This window comes from Idiomarina piscisalsi (assembly GCF_002211765.1).
In the GTDB taxonomy this organism is placed as follows: domain Bacteria; phylum Pseudomonadota; class Gammaproteobacteria; order Enterobacterales; family Alteromonadaceae; genus Idiomarina; species Idiomarina piscisalsi_A.
The window spans coordinates 587819-611866 of the sequence record NZ_CP022133.1; the positions used below are offsets into that span (position 1 = coordinate 587819).

Below are 24048 nucleotides of genomic sequence, written 5' to 3' on the forward strand. Positions count from 1 at the left end.
TCTGGCACGAAGCGGACTATCAATTCATACTCAAATCAAGTGTTATTAACAACCCTATTTAAAATTTTATAGCCCTTTTAAAGTATTTTATTTTGAATTAAACATTTAATAACCCATATAAGGGCTTTTATATAAATTTGATTGCGTACCTTAAATAGTCTGCTACACTCTATTTATTAGTTTAAAGCTTATTTAAGGTCCGTTATATGAATTCTGAACGTATTCCAATCATCATTGGTCAGCGAGTCAGGCAGTATCGGCTGAACCAGGATTTAACTCAGGAGGACTTAGCGACCTTAGCGAATGTCTCCCTTAATGCGGTTAAATCCGCCGAGGGTGGTAAAAGCACCTTACCAACTTATGTCGCAATTCTTCAGGCGTTAGGGCATATCGATAATTTATTGGCCGCATTCCCGGACGAGGGCGTTTCGCCTGTGCAACTACTCAAAAGCAGCACCAAACAGAAGAAACGAGCGAGCGGTAAAACGCGTTTGAAACCTGCGGACAATGAGGAGCTGGACTGGTGATTAATACCATTGAAGTTCGCTACAAAGGTGAGTCCGTCGGTGCCTTAAGTTATAACAAAGGCGACACGGCGGCGCGGTTCGAGTACTTATCTGAATTTGTCGAAAAAAACATTCCGCTGGCGCCTTTAACCATGCCCGCCGAGAAGGGACGAATTTACTCCTTCCCTGGGTTAAATTGGGATACCTTCAGAGGCCTGCCGGGCATGCTCGCGGACTCTTTGCCCGATGACTTTGGTAATGCGGTACTGAACCAGTGGGTTGCGCAACAGCCCGATCGCACAGAGCCTCTGAGCCCGCTTGAAAGGCTTCAGTACACCGGCGAGCGGGGCATGGGGGCGCTTGAGTATCACCCTGCGCGTAAGAATCAAACCAACGCCAAAAACAAAGACATTGAGCTTGAGAGCTTAATGAAATTAGCGCAGGACGTGCTCGATGCTCGGACTGGTTTTCGCCAACGCACGCACTTTGACGACGCGGCAGACAAAGAGATGATGCAGGCCTTATTAGCGGTAGGCACCAGTGCCGGTGGTGCAAGGCCAAAAGCGGTACTGGCGTTTAATAAAGACTTCAGTCAGGTTCGTTCAGGACAGGGGCTTGTGCCCGAAGGGTTTGAGCATTACCTGCTGAAGTTTGACGGCGTAAAAGAGCGCGACCCGTCTCAGCAAACCTTCGGTGACCCGTTAGGTTACGGTGCCATGGAGTATGTGTATTACTTAATGGCCACCCAAGCGGGCATTCATATGATGCCATGCCACCTGCTGGATGAAGGCGACCGACGCCATTTTGTGACCAAGCGCTTCGACAGAGTCGGCAACGAGAAAAAGCACATTCAAACGCTGACCGCTATTAAGCACGTGAACTACCACGACATTGGTGCGTTTTCTTATGAAGAGCTGTTTCAGGTTGCCCGCCAGCTAAGGTTGCCACGGGCGGACGCTATCGACTTATTTCGTCGTATGGTGTTTAACCACGTAGCCACCAACCACGATGACCACTCAAAGAACTTTGGTTTTATGCTAAAAGGCACACAGTGGCGATTGAGCCCGGCTTACGATGTTGCCTTTAGCTTTAAGCCCGGAAACCCCTGGGTAGAGCAGCATTGGATGTCGTTAAATGGCAAGCGCAGCGGCCATACCCGCGAGGACTTTTGTGCGCTTGCAGACGTTCAGTTACCAAAGGTAGAGCGCAAAGAAATAGATGCGATTATTGATGATGTGATAAACGCGGTGTCTCAGTGGCGGGAGTTAGCTAAAGCGCATGACGTACCCAAAACGCTGGCAGATTTCATTAGCAGCCATCTGAAGCTGAAAGACTTTTCGTGAGCCTTGGTTAGGTCCTATTTAGGTATGGCTGGACTTAACCTCAACGGCCAGCGTTGTCTTTACTCCGACCACACCGCGTATTCGTTGCCGCTAGGGCAAGTAAATTGAAAGCGTCGACCACCGGGAAAATCAAATATCGGCTTAATGATTTTACCGCCTGCGTCTTCAACGCTTTTTAAACTTTGTTCAAGGTCTTTGCTGTATAAAACCACCAATGCGCTTCCCGTTGACGTTTGTGCAACCAAGTCAGATTGGTAAAACCCACCATCGAGCCCCGCATTTTGAATAGCAGAGTATTCTGGGCCATAGTCTACAAAGTCCCAGCCAAAGGCCTGTTGAAAAAAGCGCTTGGTAGCTTCAAGACTCCGCGCCGGTAGTTCAATGTAATTAATTTTGGTTGAATTCATCATATGCCTCGCTTAGTATTTTATGCGGCAACGAGCTTCTTAACCTTGAGTTCTTTACGATGTTGCTCGGCATGCCAGAGTTCATACTGGGACTGCTGGTTTAGCCAGCTTTCCGCTGAAGTATTAAATGCGATTGATAGTCTGATAGCCATTTCAGGGCTAATACCAGCCTTGCCGTTCAGAACAGCACTTAACGTTTTCCGGCTTACGCCCAAAGCTTCCGCTGCAGCGGTTACAGATAAGCCAAGAGGCTCGAGACAAAGCTCTCGTAAAACTTCGCCAGGGTGGGGGGGATTGTGCATTAGCATACGAATACCTCAGTGATAATCTTCATAATTTACTATCTCTGCATCTCCATCCTCAAATCGGAAGGTCACGCGCCAGTTTCCACTGACTGTCACTGACCAAATTCCAGAGCGGTTACCGGAGAGCTCATGAAGTCGAAGACCTGGCAAATCCATATCTTTTGTGCCAGATGCCGCATTCAACCTACCGAGAATAAGCCGAAGCCTCTTTGCGTGGCTGGCCTGAATCCCTGCGGTGCTACCGAACCTGAAAAACTTAGCCAAACCTTTGTGCTTGAAGTTTCGGATCACGATTAAATCGTACCCTGTAACGTATCGGGTATCAACTTTTCTAGCTTCGATATATTACGCATGGACATCCTGCTTGGGAAGTTATTCATCTTCGAGCTCCTCTCTAACTCGTAAAAAACTGGCAAAGCGTGGCACGTTATTATTGGTGTAGCCGTGGTACTTGTAGGTAATGATACTGCCGACAGGCGGAGGATTGGTGCGTTCGGCGTCGGTGAATCCGGTGCCAATAGAAAATTCAATGCCTTGCTGATTGCGCACACGCAGCGCACCGAGCATGTCGGTGTATTTACCTTTTCCCGGTAAATGCGCGATAACCTCGGCCTCTTCATCGAAATAGGGTTTTAACTTCAACAAAGCGTCACTTCTGCCGGACTGATGAAGCGCTGTAGCTAAGTGCAGCATCAGGCCTTCTGCGCCTTGCTCGACCAGCGCTTGCAGGTGCTCGCTTAACTCATGGTTGGAATGAAACCGCTGCTGCTTAACCGGCTTAATATGATCAGCGTTTATTTGCTCAATTAACTTTGAGTAGTTTTTGTATCGTTGTTCAAAAGGTAGCTGTGCGTAAGGCATATCAAAAACCATATACTTCACTTGCTGCCAGCGGTTATCTTTTGGTGTTTGGGTGCGCACAATAGAGCTTAGCGCTTCAAAGTTCTGACGTTTTGTCCACAGTTCACCGTCAAGCCAAACGGCGGGTAGCGGTGCAGTAAACCACTCAGGAGCTGATATTGGGTTCCCTTGTCGAGTCAGTAGTTTGGAACCTGTCCAAATAGCTCGTATACCGTCATACTTTTCGCTGACTAAGTAGTCGCTAATAGGAATGTTCGTGTTTTCTTCATACACTTTTGCGAGTTGGGTTTGCGTTGCTGTCTGCAACGCGGCTGCGGGGAAGCTACAAAAGGCAGCGATAAAAAGTGCCGCTAAGTAAATAAAACGAATTTTAGAGAGTGTTGGCATCCTTGCCTCTTATTTTTGATTGAGTTGCAGCGCGTTTGCGCCAAGTGTCATACAGAGACTAGCATTGCTTACTAAAGTTGGCAGCGTAGCAATGTCGTATTATGAGCTAAGCAAACTGATTTTCGCATTATGTTATGAGTCAAATGTGCGAAAACGGCGTATAAGAAAGTGGAGTTTGCAAAAGGTGATCCTAATGTCAGAGCACAGTTCGAAACTTATTATTTTCTTCGACGGCGGATGCCCATTGTGCGTTAAGGAAATGCGGCATTTAAGGAAGCTTGATGAGAAACGACAAATCAAGTTTGAGAATATTAATGAGCCGGACTTTAACCAACGGTACCCTGCTGTTGATGTTGCTAAGGCTAATCAGTATTTACATGGGCAGACCCGTTCCGGTGACATGATCTACGGTCTGGATGTAACCTATGCTGCCTGGTCGTTAGTGGGTAAGGGCTGGGTGATTGCCCCTCTGCGCTGGCCGGTTATTCGGTGGTTCGCTGACAAAACGTATTTATTTTTTGCACGTAACCGCAACCGTATATCCAAGCTATTAACGGGTAAAGAGCGCTGCGCGCAGTGTTCAATTGATTAATTTGCCTTGCTTAAGTTTATTCCAAGCCGTAACGCACTAAAACCTCGCGCAACTGTTCAGTGAGTTGCTGCCTTTGCTGCGCGGACAAAACGCTGAGCAACTGCTTTTGCGTGTTTACGTGTTCGTAAATGACTTTATCGCTCAATGTCAGACCCGCATCGGTAAGTTTAACCCAATGCACGCGGCCGTCTTTGTCATCCTGTTCACGTTCTACCAACCCCTTTTTTTGTAAGTGAGTCAGCCGGCTGGTCATACTCCCCGAGGTTATCAGCATTTGCTCCAGCAATTGGTTTGGTGTTAACCGATAAGGTGCCCCCGAACGTCTTAATGTTGCAATAACATCAAAGCCTGCATCGGTCAGACCAAACTGACGAAAGGTCTCACTCATTGCTGAGGTCATGTGTTTATGCAAAACCTGTAGACGACCAATGAGGGCCATAGTCGAGGTGTCGAGATCGGGTATTTCTTTTGCCCATTGTTGTTTTATTCGCTCTAAATTTTGCATCGCCAGTGAACCTAATATGCTCTACTATCGTATATCTTGAATTCAAGATAGTTGATAAGCAGAGTACTTTCAATATGAAAAAAATATCGTTGGTGTTATTGCTGGCGCCATTTTTCAGCATGGCGGCCGAAAAGCCCCCTGAAGTCACTGCGCAGCAGTTTGTGAACTTGCAGCAGGGGGAAACTGCTCACGAGGGGTTCCGAAGAGCTCACGCTAAGGGCCTTTGTGTGACAGGGGAGTTTCGTTCTAATGGGCAGTTAGCTGATTACTCCGTAGCTTCTCTATTTGAGCAAGGGGTAACGCCTTTTGTTGGACGGTTTTCGGTAGCGGGTAACAACCCAACCGCACCCGACTTAAAAGCACCTGTACGCAGCTTCGCTTTAAGCTTTGCGATGAGCCCAACCCAGCAGTGGCGCATCGCAATGAATACACCGCCGGTTATGGCAGTTAAAGACCCGCATACGTTTTATCAGCAAATTCAGGCCATTCAGGCGGGACCTGAAGCAATACAAACGTTTTTTGCCCAGCATCCAGAGAGTGGAGAGTTTCTGAGTTGGAAAGCCCAGTATCAACCCAGTGGAAGCTTTGCTGCAGAAAGCTATAACAGCATTAATGCGTTTTATTTAGTGAATTCAAACGGTGACAAGCAAGCTGTACGCTGGGCTATGCAACCGACGGTTTCGGTTTCCCCGGAAAACCTGAAAGGCAGCGATGCATTGCATAGAGAAATCACTAACCGGGTAGCGAAAGGGGATGTTGTTTTTGATTGGATGTTTACCTTGGCGAGTGAAGCGGATGACGAAACTGACCCGACTACGGCATGGCCAGCCAGTCGAAAGCAATTGAGTGCCGGACAAATTGTCATTAGTGATGTAACACCGCAGCTAAACGGCGAATGCCACAGTATCAATTATGATCCACTGGTGCTGCCGACCGGCATTGAAGCAACCCGGGATCCGATACTGAGAGCTCGATCCGCCGCTTATGCAGAGTCTTACCGTCGCAGAGCAAAAGAAGTGTTAATGGGTGAGCTGGAGGAGCCGGGCAATGAGTAACACATACAAATTTTCGGTATCAATGCGTTTATTTCATTGGGGGATGGCGGCGTTGGTTATGTCGATGCTGGCGGCGGGGCTATTGATGATTCGCTCACTAGAACCGTGGCAGTTAAGCATTTTAACCGTACACAAAGCCTTTGGTATTGTGGCGGCAGTGCTGGTGATAGCGCGCTTGGTTAATCGGCTTTTTCATCAAATTCCGGCGTTACCAAGTGACTTATCAAGCTTGCAAAAACACATAGCGAAAGCCTCTCACTGGCTGCTCTATTTGCTGTTATTTGCCATGCCTATTTCCGGCTATTTAATGCAGTACTTTGCCGGGCGACCCATTGACGCATTTGGCTGGTTCCGCTTACCGGCTGCGCTGAATGTCGATATTGAGAACTATGCCGTATTCCGGGAGCTGCACGGCTGGTTAGCAATAGCCCTTATGGCACTGGTTGCTTTGCATGTTGCAGCTGCACTACATCATCACTTTATTCGTAAGGACAAGGTGCTGAGAAGCATGCTCTAGCTACTGTTTTTATTAATGGGGAGTAAAGATCAGCGGGCGATCTTTTATTTAGGCCTATCTTTACTACACTTAATTATGAAGGTCACAAAATACATCGATACCTTTTGACGGTTAAGGAGTTTGTATGACTGGTCCAATGAAATCGAAAGTGAGTGAACACGATGAAAACCTGACTGAGGAAGAAAAGCGCAAGCTACAGTCACAGCAGGACAAAGAGAACCAGAGCCGCGAAGATCATCGTCGGCCAAACTCAACGCATGACACGCACTCTCAGAAAGACAAGCAAATTGCCCCTGAGCAGCGTGGCAAGGACTCTCGCTAAGGAGATAAGTGCTTATGCCTGACGTTTGGCGTGATAAAGACGAGCGCATGTATCAGCATATCAAGCAGACGCAGCTGGATGACGGCAAGAGTGAAGACGAAGCCGAGGAAATTGCCAGCCGTACTGTGAATAAGCAGCGGCGAGAGGAAGGGGTTACCGATAACACCACCACTCAAGGTACTGGTAACCCCAACACTCGGCTGGAAGAACGTACCAAGGAAGAACTTTATAACAGAGCCCAGCAGCTTGATATTGATAATCGCAGCCAAATGAGTAAAGACGAATTGATTGAGGCGATACGGCAAAAGCAGTAGCTGACGATTGGCGGCTTTGATGGTTTAATAAGATCATCGTTAATAAGGACAAGCAGTCAATTTGTCATGGCCGACACGCAGTACATAACCAAAAATCGTCTTTCTCAGGAAGTGAATAAAGCCCGCATTTGGATCGCTATTATTGGCGCACCTATTGCGGGCTTTTTAATATATAACTTGCCAAAATTCTGGTGGATTGTTGGGTTAATTTATCTGTTCAGTATTTTAGGTGCAGCATCCACTAAGCGTTCAGGTGCAAAGGGCGAATTAAAAACACTGAAGCTTTTAGAAAAACTCCCCGATAGCTATATTTTGTTTAACCAAATTGATGTACCTAACCCACGAACCAAACGCGGCTTTACTGAGCTGGATTTGATTGTGGTGGGTCCTAACGGTGTATTCGTAATAGAAGTGAAAAACAACAACTCAAAAGTGACGGGAGATGAGCAGGCAGCTAATTGGACAGCTCATAAAATAGGGCGTAAGGGTGGCCGTTATAAAACCAAAGTCCGCAACCCAATAAAGCAGTTAAAAAAACAGGTTCATGTTTTAGCTGAACACTTGAAGAAAAATCGCGCATCCACCTGGATAGAGGGGGCTGTTTTTTTCTCGCACCGTAACGCACGGATTAAATTGTCTTCACAATCCAGTGTACCCGTTTTCCAGCGCAAAGGGCTGGTTGAATATATTCTTAGCTATCAGCCGAAGCGGTCACCGAAGAACACGGAAAAGGTTATTCAACAATTGGTCAGTCTTAAGCGACGTTCTTGCTAGTTGCTATTTCGCTTATGTTAATCCAGTGTTATAAACAGTAGTGTTCAATGGGTAAGCTCGTGTAAGGGGATGAGTGTTATGAACCGTTTAAAGGATAAAGTCATATTAATTACAGGAGCTGCGAGAGGTATCGGTGAAGGTATCGCTCGGGAATTCCATGCCCAGGGCGCGACCGTTATTTTAACGGATACGCTGAAAAGCGACATTGAGGCAATAGCTGAAGAGCTAGGCGAGAACGCGTTCTCTCATCCCCTGGATGTGTCAGATGAACAGCAGTGGCTGGATCTATTTGGCTGGATTGAAGACAAGCTGGGTCGTTTAAACGGCTTGGTCAATAATGCCGGTGTTACTGGTTTGGAGTCAGGTAACGAAGTACATAACCCAGAAAAAGCATCATTGGAAGCCTGGCGCAAAGTGCATGCGGTTAATTTGGATGGTACGTTTCTGGGGTGTAAACATGCCATTCAATTTATGCGTAAAACCCAAAGTGCAGGAAGTATCATTAATATGTCGTCGCGTTCGGGCCTGGTAGGCATTCCCGGAGCGGCTGCCTATGCCTCTTCGAAAGCTGCAATTCGGAATCACACGAAAACGGTAGCGCTTTATTGTGCTCAGGAAGGGCTGCCGATTCGATGTAACTCCGTCCATCCTGCCGCCATTATGACACCTATTTGGGATCCTATGCTGGGCTCAGGACCACAGCGTGAAGTTAACTTTAAGAAAATTGTTGATGCCTGCCCGATGCGACGGTTTGGGGATGTTAAGGAAGTGGCGCTGCTGTGCGTGATGTTAGCTTCAGACGAGGCAAACTACATTAACGCATCAGAACTCACGATAGATGGTGGCGTTTTAGCTGGAAGCTTTTCTGCAACAAGCGATTAATTGGTGAGTATGTGGTTAAGAAAAAAAGCCCGTTAGTGGCGCTGGTTTTATTTGTTATTGGACTTATTCCAGTCGTGTTTTTGTCGAGCTGGGTGACTAGCCTTGCGGCGGACAGGCTGCAGCAAAGCGCCAATGACGAAGCTTTAGAAGAACTGCTGCTCGCCAAGTCCACTTTGGAAGCTTCATTATTTAGAGATGTCTTTCTATCAGACAGCTTAGCGACCGTATTTAGTATTGACCCTGAAATAGCTTATAAAAATTTTCACGCCATAGCCGGCAGAATGCTGGAAAAGTCCGAGAATGTAAGAAATATAGGGGTTGCTCCAGACGACATTATCGCTAAGAACTTTCCAACAGAGGGAAATGAGAAGGCGATTGGCCTGGACTTTCGAACGGTTCCTTCGCAGTACGAAACCGTACTAGCTGCGAGACTATCAAAAGACGTTTATCTTGCAGGGCCATTGGAGCTAGTGCAGGGCGGGACGGCAATTATTGCCCGACTACCGATATTTGACGATTACCCACGAAGCGAAAATTACTGGGGCTCAATAAGCGTTGTTATTGACTACGAGAAGCTGATGAAAGCTTCTGGGTTATCGAACATGAGCAATGCGAAAATCGCTCTTCGGGGAGTCAATGGTCTTGGGCAACAGGGTGAGGTATTTGAAGGAGATGTAAGCTCTTTTAATAATGCAGATTACCAAGGAAAAATTGTTGTTCCTAATGGTGAGTGGTGGATTGCGGCGAACTTCGACACGACGCTGACCGATAGGCAGAAGTTAGCATTGACGGCTAGTTACTGGGGCATAGTCGCACTCTACGCCATACTTTACGGCGGAGTTTACTTATTATGGCGGTACTATAGAGCAGAGAGGAAGCTGGCTAATCAAGATCCATTGACGGGCCTTTTTAACAGGCGCTTTGTTTTCAGCTACTTGGAAAAGCTTCTTAGTAAGCAACGAGATAGTGCACAGTTTTGTATATTGGCAATTGATTTAAACCGGTTCAAATCAATTAACGATGTTCTTGGCCATGAAGTCGGTGACGACATGCTGAGGCTTGTTGCTGAGTCGCTTGAAGAATCAACGCGAGCGTCTGATATTGTTGCCCGCTTAGGTGGGGACGAGTTTCTGGTGATACTCAATCGGGTTGATAATAATAACGTTGCTGAGCAAAAGCTAAATCAGATAAAACAGTATGTAGAGTCTAAAGCGATCCAGACCGAAACAGGCTCTATCGCTCCTTCTTTAAGCATCGGTTTTTCTTTAAGCTCTGAAACGAATAATGGAATACCGAGCCTATTAAAAATAGCCGATGAAAGAATGTATAAAAATAAGCAGGATAAAACGTCATGAAATTCGTTGAAGCCGGCAAATTGAAAGATAACCTCGCGAATTACCTTCGTGATTTACCCAAGTGGCTTCAGTTTGTTTTGATTTTCGCTCCGTATGTGACTCTTTTTTATTTCGATCTAAGGCTTTGGGGGCAGCTGTATGGCGCGTTAATGGTTTTGTTTGCGTTCTATATCACTCCTGATGCCTTTTCTCGGTCTCATAACAGAAGTGAGGTGAAAAATATTATGGCACTGCTCGATGCTCAAGGTGATAAGCTTCGGGTCGGCCTTGAGCAGGTACCTTCAACTAAGTTAAAGCGCGTAGCGGTTGGTGAGTACAATAAAAGCTCGGCTATTCTGAGCTTTCCTTTTAACTATCAAATTAGCCACCATTATGTCTTTCCCATCCAACAGCTAGATTCGGTGCGAGAGTTCTTTAAAACCAACTATCCGCAAATAGATCTTATCACCTGATTCTTCACAGTTTTGCCATTATTAGTTAACAAATCTGCAACAAAAAGCTTTTAAAGTATCAAAGTGTGTGGTACTTATGAGTTGTGGTGTTTTTGTTAACAAGTGCGCTAACACCATCGCAAAAACCATAAGAATAAAGTCGTATAAAAAGCAGGAGGTCTTACCATGGATCATTCAGAAGAACTGCAAAAGGTAAATGACAAATCTGGCAAAGGTCGCGCCGCAAAACGTAAATGGCGTGAAATAGAGCAGCTGAAAGAAAAGTATCGGCTGCGGGAAGAACTCTCCGAAATGGACTACTCGCTAGACCTCGACTTAGAAGAAATCGAACTCTAAAAAGAAACGCCGCTTGATTCATTTCAAGCGGCGTTTTTGCTTTAGCGAATTTTTGCGAGCATTTGCTTGAGGGCTTTAGGGGCACCCGCGGCAATGTTGCCTGACTGTACATAGTTATGGCCGCCCTGGAAGTCACTAACAATACCTCCGGCTTCGCGAACCAATAATTCGCCGGCGAGTATGTCCCAGGGCTTTAAGCCCATTTCCCAGAATGCGTCGTGGCGTCCGGCTGCAACGTAGGCTAAGTCCAGTGCTGCTGCACCAGCTCTGCGCACATCGGCACAATGCTCAAATAACTTATTAAACATTTCCAGGTATTCAGGTAACCGACTTTTCATTTTGAACGGGAAGCCCGTTGATAAAATGGCGCCTTTCAACTCAACTTTCGGAGAAATACGCAAACGGCGACCATTCAACTGTGCGCCTGCACCGCGTGAGGCAGTGAAGAGCTCTTCTCGAATGGGATCATACACGACAGCTTGCTGCACAGAACCTTTGTGAAGCAATGCAATAGAAATACAGAAATGGGGGATACCGCGCATGTAATTGGTGGTGCCGTCTAGTGGATCGATAACCCATTGGAAATCATTTTCTGTTCCAGCCTGGGTACCGCTTTCCTCTGCAATAATACCGTGATCGGGGTAAGACTTCTTAATTGTGTTGATAATAGCCTGTTCAGCGGCTTTATCCATGTCGGTGACCCAGTCGTTTAAGCCTTTAGATTCGGCTTCTACAGGGTTACCCTGATCGAAATTTTTAACTAAAATTTTGCCGGCCGCACGCGCTGCGCGCACCGCAATATTTAACATCGGATGCATACCAATTACCTGTGCTGTAAAAGAACAATTTTCGGTCGCGGATCATACCAGTGTTGGGGTATCATGCCAAACTTTTCGATAACCTCGCAGAATAGGCCGAGACGTTAACGCGCAAAGCAAAGGAAATACTCATGCTCGACAATATACGCATTGTGTTGGTGAACACTTCTCATACTGGAAATATTGGCTCAGTCGCCCGCGCTATGAAAACGATGGGGCTCTCTGACTTAGCCTTGGTTGACCCGGTACAGGAACCAGACAGTCATGCATCGGCACTCGCTGCGGGGGCAACGGATATTCTGGCGAACGCGACCATTGTTGATAACTTGCACGATGCGATTTCAGATTGTGGACTGGTGGTCGCGACAAGTGCGCGAAACCGCACTCTGGACTGGCCTTTACTTGGCCCTCGAGAGTCAGCCGCAAAAGTATTGCAAGAGTCTACTCAGCATAAGGTTGCGTTGGTGTTTGGTCGTGAGAGTAGTGGATTAACGAACGAAGAGCTTCAGCAAAGTCACTTTCACTTGCATATTCCGACCAACCCGGAATATGGTTCACTGAACTTAGCAATGGCCGTTCAGTCAGTCTGTTACGAAGTGCGCATGCAATGGCTTGAGGCGGAGGAGAAAGTCGAAGCCGACATTCCTGAGTACCCGCGAGTGGATGATTTAGAGCGTTTTTATGACCATTTAGAAGCCACACTGACAAATACGGGCTTTATTAATCCTAAGCATCCGGGGCAGGTGATGACGAAATTGCGACGTCTTTATAATCGGGCGCGTCCGGAAGAGAGCGAGATCAATATTTTGCGAGGAATGCTCGCGTCTGTGGATAAATCGGTCGACAATACTTGACTAAAATAGTCGGGAATGTAGAATTTCAACTTACGAATAACACTTCCCGAGGAAATTGCTATGCGTCTGACATCAAAAGGCCGATACGCGGTAACCGCAATGCTTGATGTGGCTTTGTTTTCAGCAAAAGGTCCCATCCCATTGGCTGACATCTCAGAGCGTCAGGGCATTTCCTTGTCCTATTTAGAGCAGTTGTTTGCTCGTTTGCGCAAGCATGGATTAGTCGACAGTGTGCGGGGACCTGGTGGTGGTTACCGACTAGGACGTGAGCCCGCTGATATTTCGGTAGGCTCAGTGATTCATGCCGTCGATGAGTCAATTGATGCAACGCGGTGCCAGGGTAAAGCTAACTGCCAAGGTGGTGAGCGCTGTTTGACGCACTCATTGTGGGAAGGTTTGAGCGATCGAATTTCTGACTTTTTGGATGGCATTACGCTAGCCGAGTTGATGAAGAACTCTGATGTGGGTGATGTTATGCAACGTCAGCACTTACGCCATGCATCGGACGAAGATATAAAAGTTAACTGCCAACTGTAACGGCACTTTTCAGGAGGACTTTCGTGCCTAAACAACCCATCTACATGGATTATGCTGCAACCACACCAGTAGCGCCTGAAGCGGCAGAAAAAATGGCAACCTGCTTAACCATGGACGGGGTATTTGGAAACCCGGCGTCACGTTCTCATAAATACGGTTGGCAAGCTGAAGAGTTAGTTGATATTGCAAGGCACCAAGTTGCCGACTTAATTAATGCCGATGCCCGCGAAATTGTTTTCACCTCGGGGGCGACCGAGTCAGACAATCTCGCGTTAAAAGGTGTTGCGCACTACCACGCCGATAAAGGCAAGCACATTATTACCGTCAAAACCGAACACAAAGCCGTGCTTGACCCCTGTGCACAGCTTGAAAAGGAAGGCTTTGAAGTCACTTACTTAGACGTAGGCGAAGACGGCCTTATTGACATGGATGAGCTTCGCTCAGCTCTGCGAGAAGACACCATTTTGGCCAGTGTTATGTGGGTCAATAACGAAATTGGTGTTATTCAGGATATCAAAACTATTGGCACTATCTGCCGTGAGAATGGCACCTTGTTTCATGTTGATGCGGCACAGGCCGCCGGTAAATTAACGATAGACGTGGCAAGCGTACCTATCGATTTAATGTCAATTTCTGCCCACAAAATGTATGGTCCGAAAGGCATCGGCGCATTGTACGTGCGTCGTCAACCGCGAGTTCGCATTGCGGCTCAAATGCATGGTGGCGGTCATGAGCGTGGAATGCGCTCAGGAACACTGGCAACACACCAAATTGTTGGTATGGGTGTGGCGGCAGAGTTAGCTGCAGAAAAACTCAGTGCCGACATTGAGCGCTTTGACAGTATGCGTCAGCAGTTTCTGTCGCCGTTACTGGCGGAAGAGGGCATTCAGCTTAACGGCAGCGACACTCAGCGCGTGCCTCATATTGTGAATGTGCAATTTGCTCATGTTGAAGGTGAGCTGTTGCTCATGTCGCTAAAAGACTTGGCGGTGTCCTCTGGCTCGGCGTGCACCTCTGCCAGTGTAGAGCCCTCTTATGTGCTAAGAGCCATTGGTGTCAGTGATGAATTGGCGCATGCTTCACTGAGGTTTAGTTTTGGTCGAGGCACAACCGCAGCCGATATCGAACATGCGGTTGAGCATATTTTGAAGACCTATAAAACGTTGGCGCAACGCTAGTAATAGCGCTGCGCCAAGCACTTAGTCTTTTAATAACCCTGAAAACGTTTTACGGAATTTTGCGAGTTTCGGTGAAATCACCGCCTGACAATAGGGGTTTTCCGGGTTTCTGGCATAATAGTTCTCGTGGTAGTCCTCAGCCGGGTAAAAGGTTTCCAGCTCAGTCACTTCGGTGACGATTGGGTCGGCAAAGGCGCCGTCGTTTTCTAATTCTTTAATAATGCTTTCGGCTTCATGCTTTTGCGCATCGTTATGGTAAAAAATAGAGGTACGGTATTGAGTGCCAACGTCGTTACCTTGACGATTCACCTGCGTCGGATCATGCAGCGTAAAAAAGATTTCTAAGATTTGGCGGTAAGAGATCTGTTCAGGATCATAGGTGAGTTGTGCGACTTCAGCATGACCGGTGTCACCCGTACAAACTTGCTCATAGGTTGGGTTTTCGACGTGACCGCCCGTGTACCCCGACTTGACCGATTCGATGCCTTTGACTTGTAAGAATGCCGACTCCACACACCAAAAGCACCCGCCGCCGAGTGTTGCTTGCTCTGTTTTGTTCGTTGCCATGATTTACTCCTCATGTGTCTACTTAAGTTTAAATAGACGTCTATATGGCTAATTTGTTTTGCCATGCTAAATCAGAATGAACGAAAAAACAATCATTCTGGATTCGATCTCGAGCGTATTCTCACGTATAATCCGCGCGACTCATTTTTCCTATCTTTATTGGAGTGAATACACATGGCTTTAGAGCGCACTTTATCAATCATCAAGCCTGATGCGGTTGCTAAAAACCTTATCGGCGCTATCTACAACCGTTTTGAGTCTGCTGGTCTGCGTATCGTTGCATCAAAAATGATGCACTTAAGCAAAGAACAAGCAGAAGGCTTCTACGCTGAACACAAAGAGCGTCCTTTCTTTGGTGCATTGGTTGAGTTCATGACTTCAGGTCCTATCGTTGTTCAAGTACTTGAAGGCGAAAATGCGGTACTGAAAAACCGTGAAATCATGGGTGCAACGAACCCAGCAGAAGCACTGGCAGGAACTCTGCGTGCCGACTATGCTGAAACTATCGACGAAAATGCGGTACACGGTTCAGACGCAACTGAAACAGCTGCGCGCGAAATCGCTTACTTCTTCAGCGACGAAGAAATCTGCCCACGTACACGCTAAGAACGGAGCTTTATGACCAACGCAATTGATAAAAAAGTGAATTTACTCGACCTGAATCGCGAAGGAATGAGAGAGTTCTTCCGCGAGATGGGAGAGAAGCCATTTCGTGCCGATCAGGTTATGAAATGGTTGTATCATTTTTGTGTTGACGACTTCGACGATATGTCGAACCTCAACAAGAAATTGCGTGAAAAGCTCAAGCAAGTTGCGGAAATACGCGCACCGGAAATTCGTGAACAACAGCAGTCATCAGACGGCACTATCAAGTTTGCAATGACGTTGTTTGACGGCCAGGACGTGGAAACGGTCTGGATTCCGGAGCGCGATCGCGCAACCCTATGTGTGTCCTCTCAGGTCGGCTGTGCACTTGAGTGCACTTTCTGCTCAACAGGCGCGCAAGGCTTTAACCGTAACCTGACAGTGGCGGAAATTATTGGCCAGGTATGGCGAGTAAACCAGCTATTAGGTGCTTACGGTAAAACGGGTATTAAACCGGTGACTAACGTAGTCATGATGGGCATGGGCGAGCCTCTGCTGAACTTAAACAATGTGGTTCCGGCAATGGAGTTAATGCTGGATGACTTTGGTTTTGGCCTGTCAAAGCGTCGCGTAACGTTAAGTACATCGGGTGTGGTTCCTGCGCTTGAGAAACTGCGCGAACGCATTGATGTGATGTTGGCTATTTCTCTGCACGCGCCAAATGACGAGTTGCGTAATGAAATAGTACCCATCAATAAAAAATACGATATTGAAGAATTTCTGGCGTCTAGCCGGCGTTATGTTGAACAGTCCAAAGCTCAGCATAAAGTTACGGTTGAGTACGTCATGTTAGATCATGTGAATGACTCGACTGACCAAGCGCATGAGCTGGCAAAAACACTAAAAGATACCCCGAGTAAAATAAACTTAATTCCATTTAATCCGTTCCCTGGGTCAGACTATGGGCGTTCAAGTAACTCGCGTATTGATCGCTTTGCTAAAGTGCTGATGGAATACGGTTTTACGGTGATGGTTCGTAAAACCCGCGGGGATGATATCGACGCAGCCTGCGGCCAGCTGGTTGGGGATGTTATTGACCGAACCAAGCGTATTCTTAAGCGCCAACAAATGCAGCGTGGCGGTGAAGGGATTGCTGTAAAGACTTCGTAAAACCAATGAATCGCAACCACAAGGAGTGTGATAATGCGAGCCGCTTTGCTATTGATAGCACTGGCGTTGATGGGTTGTACCGCCAGTTCCAATGACCCATTGCCTGTAAGTAAAGACGTTCGGTTACAGCTTGGCGTTGCTTACCTAACTCAAGGTAAGTTAGCGTTGGCTAAACCGCATTTGCAAGCAGCGCTGGAAGATAGTCCTCACTCTTTAAATGCTGTCATTGCCATGGCGCAATGGCATTTGGCAGCAAATGAGACAGATTCTGCTTTGTCACTTTACCAACAGGCATTATCATGGCAACCTATGAGCGGTGCATTGTATAACAACTATGCGGTTGCATTGTGTATGGCTGGAGAATGGGAAAAAGCGCTCGGGTATTTCGATAAAGTAAGACTTGATACTCAGTATCCCTTTCATACAAAGAGCCAACAGAACAGGGCTCAGTGTGAAAAGAACAAAGGCCACTACGCAAGTCAGCCTTAACAGGGAACACCCTAACAATCATGACTGCTGAAAACGAACCAAATAAAGAGAACAATCCAGCGGACTCTGACGCGGCGCAAGAATCACAACAACAGCCAGTTCAGGGACCCGGTGATATTCTGCGACAAGCGCGTGAAGCTAAAGGGTTAAGTCAGCGAGAAGTTGCTGATGAGCTGCGTTTGCGAAAACAAATCATAGAATTACTCGAAGCGGACGACTACGAAACGTTTTCGACTCCGACCTTTATTAAAGGTTATTTGCGTGCTTATGCAAAGCTATTAGATGTTGACGAGAAAATGCTTTTTGAAGCCTATAAAGCAAAAGGCTACCAAGAAGTTCAAAGTACGCAAATGCAAAGCTTCTCGCGACGTAAAAAGCACCAGGAAAGTGACAATCGTCTAATGCTCATTACGTACGCGGTTATTATTATCGTAGTGGGTCTGGTGATTTGGTGGTGGCAGGACTCAGGAATGAGCTCTGAAGAACCAGCTCAGTCATCCACCGTTGATAGTCAAGTTGAAGAGACGGGTGATGTTGGTGCTATAGAAATCAGTTCCGAACCGCGACAACCGGATATCGAACCGAATACTGAAGAAGCGGTACTGGAATCAGAGGTGTCATCGTCTGACACTAATATATCAACCAATGAGCTGGGCTCTGAGAATAATACAGAGGCAGCGCCGGAGTCTTCAGAGCCAGAAGTTGAAGCTCAAACTGAAACAAACACAGACGCTGCGGACACTCGGACAGAACAGCCTGCTGAAGAAGGTACGAATGTTGACCCGCAAACGGAATCGGCTGTGGCCGACGAGGAAGAAGCGTCGACAGCTCAAGAGGAACCAGTGGTAGAAGAAGCCGTTGCGAGCCGCTTAATCTTCGAGTTTAACCAAGAGTGCTGGGTTAAAGTGGACGATGCAGAAGGCGAAACACAAGCTGTCGGTGTGAAGGCCGCGGGGTATACTATGGCGGTGCCGGGCGAACCTCCGTTTTCAATAACCATGTGTAAGCCGGAAGCAGCAACCATTACCTTCGATGGTGAAGACGTTGATATGAGTCAGTTCCGCCGTGAACGAGTGGCACGCTTTACGGTGCCAATGTCTGAGTAAAGACAAGTACATTAAAACCTAAATAGTCGTAGAGGTTAAGTAAGTAATATGATGCACGAAAGTCCAATTAAGCGCCGTCCGTCACGCCGTATATATGTAGGTAATGTACCTATTGGTGATGGTGCGCCGATTGCCGTGCAATCTATGACCAATACGGAAACAACAGATGTTAATGCGACGGTTGCTCAAATCGATGCGCTGGCCAAGGCAGGCGCTGATATCGTTCGGGTATCTGTGCCTACGATGGACGCTGCGGAAGCCTTTAAAGAGATAAAGCAACGTAGTTCTGTTCCGCTCGTTACCGATATTCATTTTGACTACCGTATCGCACTTAAGGTTGCTGAATACGGCGCTGACTGCTTACGAATTAACCCGGGGAATATCGGCAAGGAAGACCGGATTCGCGCCGTAGTTGATGCGGCCCGTGATAAAAATATCCCTATTCGAATTGGTGTGAATGGCGGCTCTCTGGAAAAGGACATACAAGAAAAGTATGGCGAGCCGACGGCCGAAGCACTGGTTGAATCAGCAATGCGACACGTCGATATTCTTGACCGACTCGATTTTCACGATTTTAAAGTCAGCGTCAAAGCGTCTGACGTTTTCTTAGCGGTCGACTCCTACCGACTGTTGGCCAAGAAAATTGATCAGCCTCTGCATCTGGGAATTACTGAAGCGGGTGGTAAGCGAAGTGGCTCGGTGAAGTCGGCTGTTGGCTTAGGGATGCTACTTGCCGAAGGTATTGGTGACACTCTACGGGTGTCGTTAGCAGCAGACCCGGTCGAAGAAATTAAAGTCGGATTCGATATTCTCAAATCTCTGCGGATTCGCTCGCGGGGAATCAACTTTATTGCCTGTCCGAGTTGTTCACGTCAGGAATTCGATGTGATTGATACGGTCAACCAGCTCGAGCAACGCCTGGAAGACATTACCACGCCGTTGGATGTGTCCGTTATTGGTTGTGTCGTAAATGGTCCGGGTGAAGCATTAGTGTCAAAGGTCGGTTTGGCTGGCGCTAAAAATAAAAGTGGCTTGTACATCGATGGACAACGTCAAAAACAGCGTTTAGATAACTCAAATTTGGTGGATGAGCTTGAAGCGCAAATTAGAGCGCAAGTGAAGGCGGCAGAAGCTAATAAAATCGACGTAAAAGAAATTAACGGTTAATTTTACCCGCACCCCGAAAATCCTTATAATAGCCGCTTATTTTTGTAGCGATTACCAAACGAGAAGGTTCCGTGGCGAATACAATACAAGCAATTCGTGGCATGAACGACTTGTTGCCTGATCAAAGTCCAGCCTGGCAGCAAGTTGAGTCCATTATCCGTAAAGTCGCAGCCAGTTATGGCTACAGTGAAATTCGTATGCCGGTGCTGGAAAGCACTCAGCTATTCAAACGCTCTATCGGTGAAGTGACTGATATCGTTGAAAAAGAAATGTATACGTTTGACGACAGAAACGGAGAAAGCGTCACTCTGCGTCCTGAAGGTACAGCAAGTTGCGTTCGTGCCGGTAACCAGCATGGTTTGTTGTATAACCAAATTCAGCGGCTGTGGTACATGGGACCGATGTTTCGTTACGAGCGTCCCCAGAAAGGGCGCTATCGTCAGTTTCATCAATTTGGTATCGAAACCTTTGGTATTGATAGCGCCGACGCTGACGCAGAAGTGATTTTATTATCTGCGCGTTTATGGCAAGCCTTTGGTATCGCGGATCAGGTTGAGTTGCAGCTGAACTCTCTTGGCTCCAATGAAGCGCGTGCAAATTACCGAGACGCATTAAAGAGCTATTTGAGCGAATACGTCAGCGAACTGGACGAAGACAGCCAGCGACGTTTGGAGACAAACCCGCTACGCATACTTGATAGTAAAGACGCGAACACGCAAAAACTTCTCGAGAACGCACCAAAGTTATCGGATTATTGGGACGACGAGTCTCGTGAGCATTTCCGGCAGCTGACATCTCGATTAGAGAACGCTGGTGTGAAGTACACATTAAATGAACGTTTAGTTCGTGGACTTGATTACTACAACCGAACTGTATTTGAATGGGTCACAACAGCGCTGGGTGCGCAGGGCACCGTATGTGCAGGTGGCCGTTATGATGGCTTGGTAGAGCAGCTTGGTGGCAAAGCGACACCGGCCGTTGGATTTGCTATGGGCATGGAACGGTTGGTGTTGTTGCTTCAAGAACAAGATAAGCTGACACCACGACGCACGGTAGATGCTTACTTAATGCCTCTGGGTGAAGATGCGGAACTTAATGCGCCACGCATTGCCGAACAGCTGAGAAATGAATTACCGGATTTAAGATTGGTTTCGCACTGTGGTGGCGGTGCGATGAAGAAACAAATGAAAAAAGCGGATAAATCCGGGGCTGAAGTTGCTCTGATTATCGGCGCAGATGAAATCGCTCAACAGCAAGTAACGGTTAAGCCATTACGTACTGACGAGCAGCAAGAAACTTTGAGCTGGCAAGCGCTGATAGAACGTTTGCAGCCACTGACAAGAGGGTAGTCTGGTGGACAATACAGAAGAACAACAAGTCGAACGAATTAAAGAGTTTTGGAAAGAGCACGGTAAGGGTATCGTCGCCGGTGCGGTTATCGGTTTCGGTCTGTTTTATGGCTGGCGCTTTTACGACCAACACACAATGGAACAGCAACAGTTGGCTTCATCAAAGTACGAGCAGTTAACTGCAGCACTGTCGGAAGGCAGTGATAATGCGCTTGTAGAAGCACAAAACTTTGTTTCAGAGAATACCGAAAACACATATGCGCACTTGGTCGCGTTGCAATTAGCCAAAGAAGCGGTCGATGAAAACGACCTGGCAACAGCGGTAACGTCGCTGCAGTTAGTGGTCGATAACGCAGAGGACAATAACCTTAAAGCGCTGGCGAGTATTCGCCTTGCTCGTGTACTTGTTGCTCAGGAGCAAACGGATGCAGCGCTTGAATTAGTCCGTGGTACCTACCCGGATGCCTATCAAGGTTTTGCCGCTGAAATTGAAGGTGATATTTTGGCTGATAAAGGCCAAAACGAAGACGCACGGGCAGCGTATCAACGCGCGTTGGAAGCGGATGAGTCTTTGACTCCTGCGCTGCAAATGAAACTCAACAGTCTGGCTAAATCATAATGCAGTCTATTAAATCTCTGGTAAAAAGTGTCGCGCTAGTGTCGGCAGCGTTAATCGCCGTGGGCTGTTCAAGCTCAGACGACGAAGAGCCTAAATTCGCAACCCTTCAACCAATTAACGAAGAGGTGTCGCCGCGAGTACTTTGGAGTGAGTCTATCGGTGATGGCATCGGCGAGTACTTTTCTCGTTTAAGCCCGGTGGTTGAGTATGGCAATGTCTATGCGGCTGACCGAGTTGGCATAGTGCGAGCTATGGACAAAACCAACGGTAAAAAGGTTTGGCAGACTGATTTACGTAACCTTATTACTTTTGACGAGGCACGTGATGAAGGTTGGTTCGATGGTCTTTTTGCCAGCCCGTTCCCGGCACGAATTTCTGGCGGCTTAGTTGCCCAGTATGACAGTGTGTTTCTTGGCACCGAGAATGGCGATGTTATTGCGCTAGATGCGCAGACCGGTGACTTGATTTGGCACACCGAGGTGGGTAACGAGGTCATGTCGGATCCGGCTGTCGGCGAAGGCCGAGTCGTCGTTCATACGGGCGGTGGCAAGGTGATTAGCCTTGATGCATCGACCGGTGAGCAGCAGTGGGAATATGAATATCAAACACCTATGCTGTCGGTTCGTGGTGCTTCAGCGCCCGCTATTATCAGCGGCGGTGTCATTGTCGGTGACAGCAACGGCAACGGCATGGTACTGATTTCTGACAGCGGCCAACAAGCGTGGACGCAGACGATTGGCGAAGCCAGCGGTGGTACTGAGCTTGAGCGCTTAGCCGACGTTGATGCGGCACCGGCGTCACAAGGAACCACTTTGTATATGGTTGCTTATAACGGTGAATTGGTCGCACTTGAATTGATGAGCGGTGAAGTTCGCTGGAAACGTGACTATAAATCCTTCGAAAATATGCTGGTAACGGCAAGTCGAATTTTCTTAACCGATGTAAATAGCCATGTTTATGCGTTAGACCAAAACGGTGGTATTGAACGTTGGAGCAATACTCGCTTGTTTGGCCGTGAACTATCCGCGCCGGCGAGACATCGCGGTCACATACTTGTCGGTGACTTTGAAGGTTATTTGCATTGGCTCGACGATGACTCAGGCGAAATTAAAGGACGTTATCATGTTGGCGGCGATGGCGTTTACGTTGCTCCCGCTATTAGTGACAACGTTGCTTACGTGCAAACTCGTGACGGCGACATTATCGCTATTGATATAAACTCAGGAAATGAATAAATAATGCTACCAGTTGTTGCGCTCGTGGGGCGCCCAAATGTTGGGAAATCCACCTTGTTTAATCGGTTAACACGCACTCGCGATGCGTTGGTAGCGGACTTTCCCGGGTTAACCCGAGACAGAAAATACGGACAAGCAAACTACGACGGCTATCAATTCATAGTTGTCGATACCGGCGGTATCCATGGCGATGAAGAGGGTATCGATGAAGAGATGGCTAAGCAGTCACTGCTGGCTGTCGAAGAGGCTGATGTCGTTTTGTTTATGGTGGATGCGCGTGACGGTGTCACAGTTGGTGATCAAGCCATAGCGACCCATCTGCGCAAACAAGACAAAAAAGTTTATTTAGTCTGTAATAAAATTGATGGCATTGATGCCACTTCCGCAATGGCAGACTTCTACTCTCTTTCCCTAGGTGAGCTATACGGTATTGCTGCTGCTCATGGGCGAGGCGTTGAGCAATTGCTGACAACCTGCTTTAAGCCGCTGGCTGATGACTACCCCGATGTTATTGCGTCGACCAAAGAGGACTCTGAAGATCTCGAACATGACGAGATAGATTATGAAGATTTGCCGTTGAAGCTGGCCATTGTCGGCCGACCTAATGTGGGTAAATCAACACTCACTAACCGCATTCTCGGCGAAGAACGTGTCGTTGTGTATGACATGCCGGGCACCACGAGGGATTCTGTTTACATCCCTATGCAGCGTGACGAGCGCGAGTACATCTTAATTGATACTGCCGGGGTTCGTCGTCGAGGTCGTATTGGCGAAGCCATTGAGAAGTTTTCAGTGGTGAAGACTTTACAAGCCATTGAAGATGCCAATGTTGTTCTTGTCGTTATTGACGCACGAGAAACCATTACCGATCAGGATTTGAACCTTATCGGTTTCGCGCTGAATGCAGGGCGTTCCATTGTGATTGCCGTGAATAAGTGGGACGGCCTGGAAAGTGACCATAAAGAAGAAATTAAGCGTGAGCTCGATCGTCGCTTAGGTTTTGTTGACTTTGCCCGCTTGCATTTCATTTCTGCTTTGCATGGAACCGGTGTTGGTCATTTATTTGAGTCGGTTGAAGAAGCTTATGCTAGTGCAACACAGCGTATCGGCACGTCTAAACTGACCAAAATAATGGAAATGGCGCAAGATGAGCATCAACCGCCGTTGGTTAGTGGGCGCCGGGTTAAACTGAAGTATGCGCATGCAGGCGGCTATAATCCGCCGAGAATTGTTATTCATGGTAACCAGGTGACTGACTTACCTGGCTCATATAAGCGTTACCTAATGAACTACTTTAGAAAAGCATTAGGCATTATGGGAACGCCGATAAAGATTGAATTTAAAGAACCGAAAAACCCGTTTGCCGGCAAGAAAAACCAGCTGACCTTGTCGCAGCAACGCAAGCGAAAGCGGTTAATGAAGTTTTTGAAAAAGAAGAAGTAATGAAAAAAGCCCGATATC

At 47.3% G+C, this 24048-nt stretch carries 31 protein-coding genes; 24 read left to right on the forward strand and 7 right to left on the reverse strand.

Annotated elements, in window-relative coordinates; all coding sequences use genetic code 11:
* Positions 1-206 precede the first annotated feature (206 nt).
* Positions 207-527, forward strand: a complete 321-nt coding sequence (locus CEW91_RS02740) for a helix-turn-helix domain-containing protein (protein WP_088767567.1) — start codon at positions 207-209, stop codon at positions 525-527.
* The gene (locus CEW91_RS02745; RefSeq protein WP_088767568.1) at positions 524-1849 is read left to right on the forward strand and encodes a type II toxin-antitoxin system HipA family toxin; all 1326 of its coding nucleotides are present in this window, start codon (positions 524-526) and stop codon (positions 1847-1849) included. The genes CEW91_RS02740 and CEW91_RS02745 overlap by 4 nt, the downstream gene beginning before the upstream one ends.
* Positions 1850-1908: 59 nt before the next feature.
* Here CEW91_RS02745 and CEW91_RS02750 read toward each other — a convergent pair whose 3' ends face one another.
* The 4 genes from CEW91_RS02750 to CEW91_RS02765 form a co-directional block, all read right to left on the reverse strand.
* The gene (locus tag CEW91_RS02750) at positions 1909-2259 is read right to left on the reverse strand and encodes a VOC family protein (protein ID WP_198400882.1); all 351 of its coding nucleotides are present in this window, start codon (positions 2257-2259) and stop codon (positions 1909-1911) included.
* Positions 2260-2276: 17 nt separating this feature from the next.
* Entirely contained in the window at positions 2277-2564 is a 288-nt protein-coding gene (locus CEW91_RS02755) for a HigA family addiction module antitoxin (protein WP_088767569.1), read from the reverse strand.
* Between the two features lie 9 nt (positions 2565-2573).
* A complete protein-coding gene (locus CEW91_RS02760; protein ID WP_088767570.1) occupies positions 2574-2852 on the reverse strand; it encodes a type II toxin-antitoxin system RelE/ParE family toxin in 279 nt (92 codons plus the stop codon).
* 81 nt (positions 2853-2933) lie between these two features.
* A complete protein-coding gene (locus tag CEW91_RS02765) occupies positions 2934-3809 on the reverse strand; it encodes a DNA ligase (RefSeq protein ID WP_088767571.1) in 876 nt (291 codons plus the stop codon).
* 193 nt (positions 3810-4002) lie between these two features.
* On the opposite strand from CEW91_RS02765, the gene CEW91_RS02770 reads away from it, so the two are divergent.
* Positions 4003-4401, forward strand: a complete 399-nt coding sequence (locus tag CEW91_RS02770; RefSeq protein WP_088767572.1) for a thiol-disulfide oxidoreductase DCC family protein — start codon at positions 4003-4005, stop codon at positions 4399-4401.
* Between the two features lie 16 nt (positions 4402-4417).
* Here the strand turns inward: CEW91_RS02770 and CEW91_RS02775 are convergent, their stop codons facing one another.
* Entirely contained in the window at positions 4418-4906 is a 489-nt protein-coding gene (locus tag CEW91_RS02775; RefSeq protein WP_088767573.1) for a MarR family winged helix-turn-helix transcriptional regulator, read from the reverse strand.
* Positions 4907-4980: 74 nt separating this feature from the next.
* Between CEW91_RS02775 and CEW91_RS02780 the strand changes: the two genes are divergently transcribed.
* The 9 genes from CEW91_RS02780 (at position 4981) to CEW91_RS02820 (ending at position 10913) form a co-directional block, all read left to right on the forward strand.
* Positions 4981-5961, forward strand: a complete 981-nt coding sequence (locus CEW91_RS02780; RefSeq protein ID WP_088767574.1) for a catalase family peroxidase — start codon at positions 4981-4983, stop codon at positions 5959-5961.
* The gene (locus tag CEW91_RS02785) at positions 5954-6478 is read left to right on the forward strand and encodes a cytochrome b (RefSeq protein ID WP_088767575.1); all 525 of its coding nucleotides are present in this window, start codon (positions 5954-5956) and stop codon (positions 6476-6478) included. Before CEW91_RS02780 ends, CEW91_RS02785 begins: the two co-directional genes overlap by 8 nt.
* Positions 6479-6602: 124 nt before the next feature.
* A complete protein-coding gene (locus tag CEW91_RS02790) occupies positions 6603-6800 on the forward strand; it encodes a hypothetical protein (protein ID WP_088767576.1) in 198 nt (65 codons plus the stop codon).
* Positions 6801-6814: 14 nt separating this feature from the next.
* The gene (locus CEW91_RS02795) at positions 6815-7114 is read left to right on the forward strand and encodes a Rho termination factor N-terminal domain-containing protein (RefSeq protein ID WP_088767577.1); all 300 of its coding nucleotides are present in this window, start codon (positions 6815-6817) and stop codon (positions 7112-7114) included.
* A gap of 66 nt (positions 7115-7180) precedes the next feature.
* Positions 7181-7888 (forward strand): nuclease-related domain-containing protein, encoded by a 708-nt coding sequence (locus CEW91_RS02800; protein WP_088767578.1) that lies wholly within the window; start codon positions 7181-7183, stop codon positions 7886-7888.
* A 78-nt stretch (positions 7889-7966) separates the two neighbouring features.
* Complete coding sequence (locus CEW91_RS02805) at positions 7967-8770, forward strand: SDR family oxidoreductase (RefSeq protein WP_088767579.1); 804 nt, start codon at positions 7967-7969, stop codon at positions 8768-8770.
* A gap of 11 nt (positions 8771-8781) precedes the next feature.
* The gene (locus tag CEW91_RS02810) at positions 8782-10125 is read left to right on the forward strand and encodes a diguanylate cyclase (protein WP_088767580.1); all 1344 of its coding nucleotides are present in this window, start codon (positions 8782-8784) and stop codon (positions 10123-10125) included.
* Positions 10122-10577 (forward strand): hypothetical protein, encoded by a 456-nt coding sequence (locus CEW91_RS02815; RefSeq protein ID WP_088767581.1) that lies wholly within the window; start codon positions 10122-10124, stop codon positions 10575-10577. Before CEW91_RS02810 ends, CEW91_RS02815 begins: the two co-directional genes overlap by 4 nt.
* A 165-nt stretch (positions 10578-10742) precedes the next feature.
* Entirely contained in the window at positions 10743-10913 is a 171-nt protein-coding gene (locus CEW91_RS02820; protein ID WP_088767582.1) for a DUF3545 family protein, read from the forward strand.
* Between the two features lie 41 nt (positions 10914-10954).
* On the opposite strand, the gene suhB is transcribed toward CEW91_RS02820, so the two are convergent.
* A complete protein-coding gene (suhB, locus tag CEW91_RS02825; protein WP_088767583.1) occupies positions 10955-11731 on the reverse strand; it encodes an inositol-1-monophosphatase in 777 nt (258 codons plus the stop codon).
* A gap of 131 nt (positions 11732-11862) precedes the next feature.
* Here suhB and trmJ point away from each other — a divergent pair, with 131 nt between their 5' ends.
* From trmJ to CEW91_RS02840, 3 genes are read left to right on the forward strand one after another with little or no spacing between them, the layout of a single operon-like run.
* Entirely contained in the window at positions 11863-12585 is a 723-nt protein-coding gene (gene trmJ / locus CEW91_RS02830; protein ID WP_088767584.1) for a tRNA (cytosine(32)/uridine(32)-2'-O)-methyltransferase TrmJ, read from the forward strand.
* A 60-nt stretch (positions 12586-12645) separates the two neighbouring features.
* Positions 12646-13122 (forward strand): Fe-S cluster assembly transcriptional regulator IscR, encoded by a 477-nt coding sequence (gene iscR, locus CEW91_RS02835; RefSeq protein ID WP_088767585.1) that lies wholly within the window; start codon positions 12646-12648, stop codon positions 13120-13122.
* Between the two features lie 44 nt (positions 13123-13166).
* Positions 13167-14300 (forward strand): IscS subfamily cysteine desulfurase, encoded by a 1134-nt coding sequence (locus tag CEW91_RS02840; RefSeq protein ID WP_198400897.1) that lies wholly within the window; start codon positions 13167-13169, stop codon positions 14298-14300.
* A 21-nt stretch (positions 14301-14321) separates the two neighbouring features.
* Here CEW91_RS02840 and msrA read toward each other — a convergent pair whose 3' ends face one another.
* Positions 14322-14867 carry a peptide-methionine (S)-S-oxide reductase MsrA gene (gene msrA / locus CEW91_RS02845; RefSeq protein WP_088767587.1) on the reverse strand — a complete coding sequence of 182 codons (546 nt, stop codon included), beginning with the start codon at positions 14865-14867 and terminating at the stop codon, positions 14322-14324.
* 174 nt (positions 14868-15041) lie between these two features.
* Here msrA and ndk point away from each other — a divergent pair, with 174 nt between their 5' ends.
* The 9 genes from ndk to der all read left to right on the forward strand — a co-directional run bounded on the left by ndk (position 15042) and on the right by der (position 24030).
* On the forward strand, positions 15042-15473 hold the full coding sequence (gene ndk, locus CEW91_RS02850) for a nucleoside-diphosphate kinase (protein WP_053953948.1): 432 nt from the start codon (positions 15042-15044) through the stop codon (positions 15471-15473).
* A 12-nt stretch (positions 15474-15485) separates the two neighbouring features.
* Positions 15486-16622 (forward strand): bifunctional tRNA (adenosine(37)-C2)-methyltransferase TrmG/ribosomal RNA large subunit methyltransferase RlmN, encoded by a 1137-nt coding sequence (locus tag CEW91_RS02855; protein ID WP_088767588.1) that lies wholly within the window; start codon positions 15486-15488, stop codon positions 16620-16622.
* A gap of 33 nt (positions 16623-16655) precedes the next feature.
* Positions 16656-17111, forward strand: coding sequence for a tetratricopeptide repeat protein (locus tag CEW91_RS02860; protein ID WP_088767589.1), 456 nt, complete (start codon positions 16656-16658; stop codon positions 17109-17111).
* 20 nt (positions 17112-17131) lie between these two features.
* Positions 17132-18217 carry a RodZ domain-containing protein gene (locus CEW91_RS02865; protein WP_088767590.1) on the forward strand — a complete coding sequence of 362 codons (1086 nt, stop codon included), beginning with the start codon at positions 17132-17134 and terminating at the stop codon, positions 18215-18217.
* A gap of 48 nt (positions 18218-18265) precedes the next feature.
* Complete coding sequence (ispG, locus tag CEW91_RS02870; RefSeq protein ID WP_088767591.1) at positions 18266-19384, forward strand: flavodoxin-dependent (E)-4-hydroxy-3-methylbut-2-enyl-diphosphate synthase; 1119 nt, start codon at positions 18266-18268, stop codon at positions 19382-19384.
* 71 nt (positions 19385-19455) lie between these two features.
* The gene (gene hisS / locus CEW91_RS02875) at positions 19456-20733 is read left to right on the forward strand and encodes a histidine--tRNA ligase (RefSeq protein ID WP_088767592.1); all 1278 of its coding nucleotides are present in this window, start codon (positions 19456-19458) and stop codon (positions 20731-20733) included.
* 4 nt (positions 20734-20737) lie between these two features.
* Entirely contained in the window at positions 20738-21352 is a 615-nt protein-coding gene (locus CEW91_RS02880; RefSeq protein WP_088767593.1) for a YfgM family protein, read from the forward strand.
* Positions 21352-22587, forward strand: coding sequence for an outer membrane protein assembly factor BamB (bamB, locus tag CEW91_RS02885; RefSeq protein ID WP_088767594.1), 1236 nt, complete (start codon positions 21352-21354; stop codon positions 22585-22587). Before CEW91_RS02880 ends, bamB begins: the two co-directional genes overlap by 1 nt.
* Positions 22588-22590: 3 nt before the next feature.
* Positions 22591-24030 (forward strand): ribosome biogenesis GTPase Der, encoded by a 1440-nt coding sequence (der, locus tag CEW91_RS02890; protein WP_088767595.1) that lies wholly within the window; start codon positions 22591-22593, stop codon positions 24028-24030.
* Positions 24031-24048 lie beyond the last annotated feature (18 nt).

Coding starts and splice junctions, on each gene's coding strand:
- der (WP_088767595.1), top strand. CDS start 22,591: ATGCTACCAGTTGTTGCGCTCGTGGGGCGCCCAAATGTTGGGAAATCC.
- CEW91_RS02785 (WP_088767575.1), top strand. CDS start 5,954: ATGAGTAACACATACAAATTTTCGGTATCAATGCGTTTATTTCATTGG.
- CEW91_RS02795 (WP_088767577.1), top strand. CDS start 6,815: ATGCCTGACGTTTGGCGTGATAAAGACGAGCGCATGTATCAGCATATC.
- CEW91_RS02815 (WP_088767581.1), top strand. CDS start 10,122: ATGAAATTCGTTGAAGCCGGCAAATTGAAAGATAACCTCGCGAATTAC.
- bamB (WP_088767594.1), top strand. CDS start 21,352: ATGCAGTCTATTAAATCTCTGGTAAAAAGTGTCGCGCTAGTGTCGGCA.
- CEW91_RS02750 (WP_198400882.1), bottom strand. CDS start 2,259: ATGATGAATTCAACCAAAATTAATTACATTGAACTACCGGCGCGGAGT.
- iscR (WP_088767585.1), top strand. CDS start 12,646: ATGCGTCTGACATCAAAAGGCCGATACGCGGTAACCGCAATGCTTGAT.
- CEW91_RS02805 (WP_088767579.1), top strand. CDS start 7,967: ATGAACCGTTTAAAGGATAAAGTCATATTAATTACAGGAGCTGCGAGA.
- CEW91_RS02820 (WP_088767582.1), top strand. CDS start 10,743: ATGGATCATTCAGAAGAACTGCAAAAGGTAAATGACAAATCTGGCAAA.
- CEW91_RS02860 (WP_088767589.1), top strand. CDS start 16,656: ATGCGAGCCGCTTTGCTATTGATAGCACTGGCGTTGATGGGTTGTACC.
- CEW91_RS02800 (WP_088767578.1), top strand. CDS start 7,181: ATGGCCGACACGCAGTACATAACCAAAAATCGTCTTTCTCAGGAAGTG.
- CEW91_RS02765 (WP_088767571.1), bottom strand. CDS start 3,809: ATGCCAACACTCTCTAAAATTCGTTTTATTTACTTAGCGGCACTTTTT.
- CEW91_RS02790 (WP_088767576.1), top strand. CDS start 6,603: ATGACTGGTCCAATGAAATCGAAAGTGAGTGAACACGATGAAAACCTG.
- CEW91_RS02840 (WP_198400897.1), top strand. CDS start 13,167: ATGGATTATGCTGCAACCACACCAGTAGCGCCTGAAGCGGCAGAAAAA.
- trmJ (WP_088767584.1), top strand. CDS start 11,863: ATGCTCGACAATATACGCATTGTGTTGGTGAACACTTCTCATACTGGA.
- CEW91_RS02865 (WP_088767590.1), top strand. CDS start 17,132: ATGACTGCTGAAAACGAACCAAATAAAGAGAACAATCCAGCGGACTCT.
- ispG (WP_088767591.1), top strand. CDS start 18,266: ATGATGCACGAAAGTCCAATTAAGCGCCGTCCGTCACGCCGTATATAT.
- CEW91_RS02775 (WP_088767573.1), bottom strand. CDS start 4,906: ATGCAAAATTTAGAGCGAATAAAACAACAATGGGCAAAAGAAATACCC.
- CEW91_RS02755 (WP_088767569.1), bottom strand. CDS start 2,564: ATGCTAATGCACAATCCCCCCCACCCTGGCGAAGTTTTACGAGAGCTT.
- CEW91_RS02770 (WP_088767572.1), top strand. CDS start 4,003: ATGTCAGAGCACAGTTCGAAACTTATTATTTTCTTCGACGGCGGATGC.
- CEW91_RS02740 (WP_088767567.1), top strand. CDS start 207: ATGAATTCTGAACGTATTCCAATCATCATTGGTCAGCGAGTCAGGCAG.
- msrA (WP_088767587.1), bottom strand. CDS start 14,867: ATGGCAACGAACAAAACAGAGCAAGCAACACTCGGCGGCGGGTGCTTT.
- suhB (WP_088767583.1), bottom strand. CDS start 11,731: ATGCATCCGATGTTAAATATTGCGGTGCGCGCAGCGCGTGCGGCCGGC.
- ndk (WP_053953948.1), top strand. CDS start 15,042: ATGGCTTTAGAGCGCACTTTATCAATCATCAAGCCTGATGCGGTTGCT.
- CEW91_RS02855 (WP_088767588.1), top strand. CDS start 15,486: ATGACCAACGCAATTGATAAAAAAGTGAATTTACTCGACCTGAATCGC.
- CEW91_RS02780 (WP_088767574.1), top strand. CDS start 4,981: ATGAAAAAAATATCGTTGGTGTTATTGCTGGCGCCATTTTTCAGCATG.